At 56.7% G+C, this 1,105-nt stretch carries 1 rRNA gene; it reads right to left on the bottom strand.

Annotation, left to right across the window (positions count from 1 at the left end):
- A 23S ribosomal RNA gene (locus ONR57_RS18160) occupies positions 1-1,105 on the bottom strand; the annotation flags it as partial.

Here is a 1,105-nt window from a genome sequence, read left to right as displayed (position 1 = left end):
TGCACTCAACACCTGATTGCCAACCAGGCTGAGGGAACCTTTGGGCGCCTCCGTTACCTTTTAGGAGGCAACCGCCCCAGTTAAACTACCCACCAGGCACTGTCCCTGAACCCGTTCAGGGTCCGAGGTTAGATGCCCAATCCGGTCAGAGTGGTATTTCAACAACGACTCCGCCCCCACTGGCGTGAGGGTTTCACAGTCTCCCACCTATCCTACACAAACCGAACCAGACACCAATACCAAGCTGCAGTAAAGGTCCCGGGGTCTTTTCGTCCTGCCGCGCGTAACGAGCATCTTTACTCGTAATGCAATTTCACCGAGCCTGTGGTTGAGACAGCAGAGAAGTCGTTACGCCATTCGTGCAGGTCGGAACTTACCCGACAAGGAATTTCGCTACCTTAGGATGGTTATAGTTACCACCGCCGTTTACTGGGGCTTAAATTCTCAGCTTCGCCCCCCGCAAGGGGAGCTAACCGGTCCTCTTAACCTTCCAGCACCGGGCAGGCGTCAGTCCGTATACCTCGCCTTGCGGCTTCGCACGGACCTGTGTTTTTAGTAAACAGTCGCTTCTCTCTGGTCTCTGCGACCACCCCCAGCTCCCACCGCAAAGGGTGTTCACCAGGCGTGGTCCCCCTTCTCCCGAAGTTACGGGGGCATTTTGCCGAGTTCCTTAACCACAGTTCACTCGATCGCCTTAGTATTCTCTACCTGACCACCTGTGTCGGTTTGGGGTACGGGCCGTGCGGGAACTCGCTAGAGGCTTTTCTCGGCAGCATAGGATCATGGAATCCCCCATCTATGGGGTCGCATCACCTCTCAGGATATAGCGGGACACGGATTTACCTATGTCCCTCCCTACCGGCTTACACCAGTACTACCACTCACTGGCCCCACTACCTTCCTGCGTCACCCCATCGCTTGACTACTACCAGCCAGGGTCCCGTGCATCCGGATCCAGCCCACCGAAGCGGGTCTTTCACCATCAGGACGGTTAGCACAACTGATTCGCCATTGACGCGCCCACACGGGTACGGGAATATCAACCCGTTATCCATCGACTACGCCTGTCGGCCTCGCCTTAGGTCCCGACTCACCCTGGGCGGAT

It is taken from the genome of Hoyosella sp. YIM 151337, assembly GCF_026041215.1.
Classification (GTDB): domain Bacteria; phylum Actinomycetota; class Actinomycetes; order Mycobacteriales; family Mycobacteriaceae; genus Hoyosella.
Note: the sequence above shows the minus strand (reverse complement) of the source record. Positions and strands in the feature narration are given on the sequence as shown.